This window comes from Phocaeicola sp. ICN-14070 (genome assembly GCF_037892625.1).
GTDB classification, from domain to species: Bacteria; Bacteroidota; Bacteroidia; order Bacteroidales; family Bacteroidaceae; genus Phocaeicola; species Phocaeicola plebeius.
In genome coordinates this window covers 1-5,964 of the sequence record NZ_JBBKBF010000106.1, presented here as the reverse complement: position 1 = coordinate 5,964, position 5,964 = coordinate 1, and the positions used below count along the sequence as shown (strand labels likewise).

The 5,964-nt window shown below is 46.5% G+C and carries 5 protein-coding genes; 4 read left to right on the top strand and 1 reads right to left on the bottom strand.

The annotated features are described in order from the left end of the window. Positions 1-238: 238 nt before the first annotated feature. From WKT20_RS17315 to ung, 4 genes are read left to right on the top strand one after another with little or no spacing between them, the layout of a single operon-like run. Positions 239-808, top strand: a complete 570-nt coding sequence (locus tag WKT20_RS17315) for a YIP1 family protein (RefSeq protein ID WP_007561059.1) — start codon at positions 239-241, stop codon at positions 806-808. Then, a complete protein-coding gene (gene smpB / locus WKT20_RS17310) occupies positions 808-1,266 on the top strand; it encodes an SsrA-binding protein (protein ID WP_007561061.1) in 459 nt (152 codons plus the stop codon). Before WKT20_RS17315 ends, smpB begins: the two co-directional genes overlap by 1 nt. Positions 1,267-1,290: 24 nt before the next feature. Continuing rightward, entirely contained in the window at positions 1,291-4,053 is a 2,763-nt protein-coding gene (gene metH, locus WKT20_RS17305; RefSeq protein WP_340417798.1) for a methionine synthase, read from the top strand. Positions 4,054-4,071: 18 nt separating this feature from the next. Continuing rightward, a complete protein-coding gene (gene ung / locus WKT20_RS17300; protein ID WP_007561065.1) occupies positions 4,072-4,734 on the top strand; it encodes a uracil-DNA glycosylase in 663 nt (220 codons plus the stop codon). A gap of 99 nt (positions 4,735-4,833) precedes the next feature. Here ung and asnA read toward each other — a convergent pair whose 3' ends face one another. Further along, positions 4,834-5,874, bottom strand: coding sequence for an aspartate--ammonia ligase (asnA, locus tag WKT20_RS17295; protein WP_340417797.1), 1,041 nt, complete (start codon positions 5,872-5,874; stop codon positions 4,834-4,836). Positions 5,875-5,964: the final 90 nt, after the last annotated feature.

Below are 5,964 nucleotides of genomic sequence, written 5' to 3'. Positions count from 1 at the left end.
CCGTTTTAGTTGAAACACAAAAGAGTTTTGTTTTAAACGTAAGTGCATTTTGGGGGACGTTAAAACACCTCTCTGAAAGTCTTTTCCATACACTGTTTTTCTCTGAATTTTCTAGGCTGATTTTATTTTGGGAATACCGAATTTTAAATAGCTTGAAAAGATAAGTCCCTCTTTCCTTTATCTCATACTTTTTTGTAAATTTGCAATTCGTTTCATCGCATAATGAAAAGAATTGGGAATGAATTATAAAGAATTGTTCAATAAAATGGCATTTTTACTTTCTTCACCCGGACGCTTTTGGGAAAAAGAAGCGGCTGAAGGGCAGGGAAGCAGGATGATGTCGGAATACGTCTATCCGCTTATCGGATTGTGCGGATTGTCGGAATTTATAGGTACTTTTATCGGGCGTGATGTCAGTTCGGAGTTTTTCCAGTGGGCCTTGACACGCTGTTGTGCCATAGCCGTGTCTTTGTTTGGTGGATTTTTTGTTGCGGTGTATCTGCTGGATAAAATCAGCTGGAACCTGTTCAATAAGTATATTCCAAAGGAAACTCTTCAAGTGTTTGTGGGGTATTCTATGACGGTTCTGTTTGTGCTCGATATGGTAAATGGGCTGATTTCCATTGAAATACTTCACTGGATTCTTCAGCTGTACACTGTGGCTGTGGTGTTTGAAGGGGCACGACGGTTTTTGGAAATTCCGGAGAGTAAGTTGACTTCCTATACGGTTGTCGCCTCCATTCTGATACTGCTTTCTCCGGTGATGATAGAATTTGTGTTTAATAAATTGTCTGTAATTTTGAATTGATGAGACCTGTTTCAAATAATATTAATATCAAGAACAAGCGGGCGTCGTTCGATTATGAATTTATCGATACGTACACGGCCGGAATTGTGCTGACCGGAACGGAAATCAAGTCTATCCGGCAGGGAAAGGCCAGTCTGGTAGATACTTTCTGTTTCTTTTCCCGTGGAGAACTGTGGGTAAAGAACATGCACATTGCAGAGTATTTCTACGGTTCTTATAACAATCATACGGCTCGTCGTGACCGTAAACTGCTGCTGACAAAGAAAGAATTGCGCAAGTTGCAGCGTACTTCTGATGAGCCTGGTTTTACAATTGTGCCGACTCGCATGTATATTAACGAGAGGGGGCTGGCCAAGGTAGTCATTGCGCTGGCCAAAGGTAAGAAGCAGTATGACAAACGTCAGACGTTGAAAGAAAAAGAAGACCGACGGATGATGGACCGTATGTTCAAACGCTAAATTAAATAATGGTGCACGAAAGCTATGCAGACAAAGACGATACAACAACTGATACGGGAACGTATTCTGGTACTCGATGGTGCCATGGGTACGATGATACAGCAATATAATCTTTCGGAAGCTGATTTCCGGGGAGAACGTTTTAAGGATATTCCCGGGCAATTGAAAGGGAATAATGACTTGCTGTGTCTTACTCGTCCGGAAGTAATAGAAGATATTCATCGGAAATACCTTGTGGCAGGTGCCGATATTATTGAAACCAATAGCTTTAATGCCACTTCGGTGTCGATGGCCGATTATCATGTGCAGGCTTATTGTCGGGAAATTAATCTTGCGGCAGCACGTCTGGCACGCCGGATGGCCGATGAGTTTACAGCATTGAATCCGGAAAAGCCGCGTTTTGTGGCGGGTTCTGTAGGGCCTACCAACAAGACTTGTTCCATGAGTCCGGACGTAAATAACCCGGCTTTTCGTGCGCTGACTTTCGATGAATTGCAGGCAGCTTATTGTGAGCAGATGGAAGCCTTGCTGGAAGGGGGAGTGGATGCCCTGCTGATTGAGACTATTTTTGACACGTTGAATGCCAAGGCGGCTATTCGGGCAGCAGAATTGTCGATGGAAAAAATTGGACGTAGGGTACCTTTGATGCTGTCGGTTACCGTGTCGGACATTGCCGGACGTACCTTGTCTGGACAGACCTTGGATGCCTTTTTGGCTTCGGTGGAACATGCTGACTTGTTTTCCGTCGGGTTGAACTGTTCATTTGGTGCCCGTCAGTTGAAACCTTTCCTGGAGCAACTGGCTTCACGTGCGCCTTATTATATCAGTGCTTATCCGAATGCCGGATTGCCGAATTCGTTGGGACAATATGACCAGACTCCCGAAGATATGGCTGCCGAAGTGAAGGAGTATATCGAAGAAGGGCTGGTAAATATTATCGGAGGATGCTGCGGTACGACGGAGCAATACATTGCCTTGTATCAGGATTTGATACAAGGGGTACAGCCTCGTGTGCCTGTGAAGAAGCACGCGCATTTGTGGTTGTCGGGATTGGAGTTGCTCGAAGTTTCTCCGGAAATCAATTTCGTCAATGTCGGTGAACGCTGTAACGTGGCAGGTTCACGTAAGTTTCTGCGACTCATTAATGAGAAGAAATACGATGAGGCTTTGTCGATAGCCCGCAAGCAGGTGGAAGACGGCGCTTTGGTCATCGACGTAAATATGGACGATGGCTTGCTGGATGCCGCACAAGAGATGACTACCTTCCTGAATCTGGTGGCTTCGGAACCTGAAATAGCCCGTGTGCCCATTATGATTGACTCTTCCAAGTGGGAAGTGATACGTGCCGGACTGAAATGTGTGCAGGGAAAATGTATCGTCAACTCTATTTCCTTGAAGGAAGGAGAGGAGGTCTTTATAGCGCATGCCCGTGAGGTGAAACAGCTCGGGGCAGCAGTCATCGTCATGGCTTTTGACGAGAAGGGGCAGGCCGATACGTACAGTCGCAAGATTGAGGTGTGCGAACGGGCATATCGCATTCTGGTAGATAAGGTAGGGTTTGCTCCTGAAGATATCATTTTCGACCCTAATGTGCTGGCCGTAGCTACGGGTATTGAAGAGCATAATAATTATGCGGTCGATTTCATTCAGGCTACCGGATGGATACGTAAGAATCTGCCGGGGGCTCATGTCAGTGGAGGGGTGAGCAACTTGTCGTTCTCTTTCCGTGGCAACAACTACATTCGTGAGGCTATGCATGCCGTATTCTTGTATCATGCCATTCAGCAGGGAATGGATATGGGAATTGTCAATCCGGCTACGTCTGTATTGTATACGGATATTCCGCAGGATATTCTGGAACGGATTGAGGATGTCGTGCTGAACCGTCGGCCGGATGCTGCAGAACGCTTGATTGAAACGGCAGAACGGCTGAAGCAGGAGAAAGAAGGTACTGCTTCTCAAGAAGGAAGTGCGTCGGCTCAACTACTGTGGCGGAATAACACTACGGTGGAAGAACGGCTGCAATATGCGCTGGTGAAGGGACTTTCGGATTATTTGGAGGAAGACCTGCAGGAGGCGCTTTCACGTTACCCGAATGCAGTGAGCATCATCGAAGGACCGCTGATGGCAGGAATGAACCATGTAGGAGACTTATTTGGTTCGGGAAAAATGTTCTTGCCGCAGGTGGTGAAAACTGCACGGACCATGAAAAAGGCGGTAGCTATTCTTCAGCCTTATATCGAGGCAGAAAAGGAAGAAGGTGCCCGCAGTGCCGGAAAGGTGCTGGTAGCTACGGTGAAGGGCGACGTGCACGACATCGGAAAGAACATCGTGTCGGTGGTCATGGCGTGCAACAACTATGAAATTATAGATTTGGGTGTAATGGTGCCTGCCGAGCAGATTGTAGAAACGGCTATCCGTGAAAAGGTGGACATCGTAGGGCTGAGTGGACTGATTACTCCTTCGCTAGAAGAAATGGTGCATGTGGTGACTGAACTTCAGCGGGCTGGACTGGATATTCCGGTGATGATTGGCGGGGCTACCACTTCGAAGCTGCATACGGCACTGAAGATTGCTCCAGTATATCATGCACCGGTAGTATACATGAAGGATGCTTCACAAAATGCATTGGTGGCTGCCAAGTTGCTGAATCGTGAGCAACGTCCGGCTTTTGTGGAAGCTTTGAATGAAGAATATCAGGCTTTGCGTGAAAAGAACCGTCAGAAAACGGTACAGACGGTTTCACTTGCGGAAGCTCAAAAGAATAAACTGAACCTTTGGGGTTAATTATTTACTCATCGTATTATGAATGTACAGATAGAAGAAGGCTGGAAAAAGGCACTGGCGCCGGAGTTTGAAAAAGATTATTTTGTCCGGTTGACCGATTTTGTCCGTCAGGAGTATCAGCAGACTACGGTATATCCTCCCGGAAGATTGATTTTCAATGCATTCAACCTTTGTCCTTTTGATAAGGTGAAAGTGGTGATTATCGGGCAGGACCCGTATCACGGACCGGGACAGGCGCATGGCTTGTGTTTTTCGGTGAACGACGGGGTAGCATTTCCTCCTTCTTTGCAGAATATATTCAAGGAAATCCACGATGATCTGGGTATGCCGATTCCTGCCAGTGGTAACCTGACTCGTTGGGCCGAGCAGGGTGTGCTGCTGCTGAACGCTACCTTGACGGTGCGTGCCCATCAGGCTGGTTCACATCAGCGCAGAGGTTGGGAGGAGTTTACGGATGCGGCCATCCGTGTGCTGGCTGAACAGAAAGAACATTTGGTGTTTATCTTGTGGGGGGCTTATGCGCAGAAGAAAGGAGCGTTTATTGACCGCAACAAGCATCTGGTGTTAACTTCTGTGCACCCGTCTCCTTTGTCGGCTTATAACGGTTTCTTTGGAAACAAGCATTTTAGTCGCACCAATGAATACCTGGTGGCTCATGGAGAGACTCCTATCAACTGGTAAGAAACAACAAATCAATAAATACGCAAAAAGAAATCCCCTTGCTCCACCCATAAAACGGAGCAAGGGGATTGTTATTTTATATGATGATCTATGTGTTTGTCAGATAAGTTGCATACCCAGTCGTGCGCATTCTTCACGCATATCTTCCGGCCAGATGCTGGCTTGGATTTCTCCGATATGTGCCTTCTTCAGATAAAGCATACACAAGCGTGACTGTCCGATACCTCCTCCAATGGTCAGAGGGAGTGTGTCGTTTAGCAGGCGCTGGTGGAAATACAGTTTGGTACGTTCTTCTTTTCCGGCTAATTCCAATTGCTTGAGCATGGCAGCCTTGTCCACACGGATACCCATGGAGGAAATTTCCAGTGCGCGTTGCAGCACGTCGTTCCACACCAGCAAGTCACCGTTCAAGCCAGGAAGCCCTGTTTTGGGATCTACAGTGGTATAATCGTCGTAGTCCGGAGCACGCAGGTCATGTGGTTGTCCGTTACTCAGCTTGTTTCCGATTCCGATGATGAAAACGGCTCCAAAACGTTCTGTAATCAGGTTTTCGCGTTCCTTGGTAGTCTTATCAGGATACATTTGCAATAAGTCCTCTGAATGAATGAAATGTACATCGTGGGGCAGGAATGACTTAATCTGTGGATACATTTCACAAATCATGTACTCTGTGCGGCGCATGGCTGCATAGATACGGGTCACAATACTTTTCAGGAAGTCTACTGTACGTTGTTCCGGTGTAATAACCCGTTCCCAGTCCCACTGGTCTACATAAAGAGAGTGTATGTTGCCTAACTCTTCATCGGCACGTATGGCATTCATATCGGTATAAATTCCGTAGCCGGGTTCAATCTGATAGTCGGCTAAAGTGACACGTTTCCACTTGGCCAGTGAGTGAACTACTTCTGCCTGCTGGTCTCCCAAGTCTTTGATGGGGAAGCTGACAGGGCGTTCCGTACCGCTCAAATCATCGTTGATTCCCATTCCTTTTAGTACAAACAAAGGAGCAGTAACACGGCGCAAGCGAAGTTCGGACGAGAGATTTTGCTGGAAAAACTCTTTAATTTGCTTGATGCCCAGCTCGGTCTGCTTCATATCAAGCAGCGGCTTATAATTGGCTGGTTTTATAAGGTAACTCATGTGTGAATCTCTTTAAATGTTTATTTGCTTGCAAAGATAGGTATATTTTATAAATATGCAAGTGATTTTTGAAATAGGTTGTCAAAATGT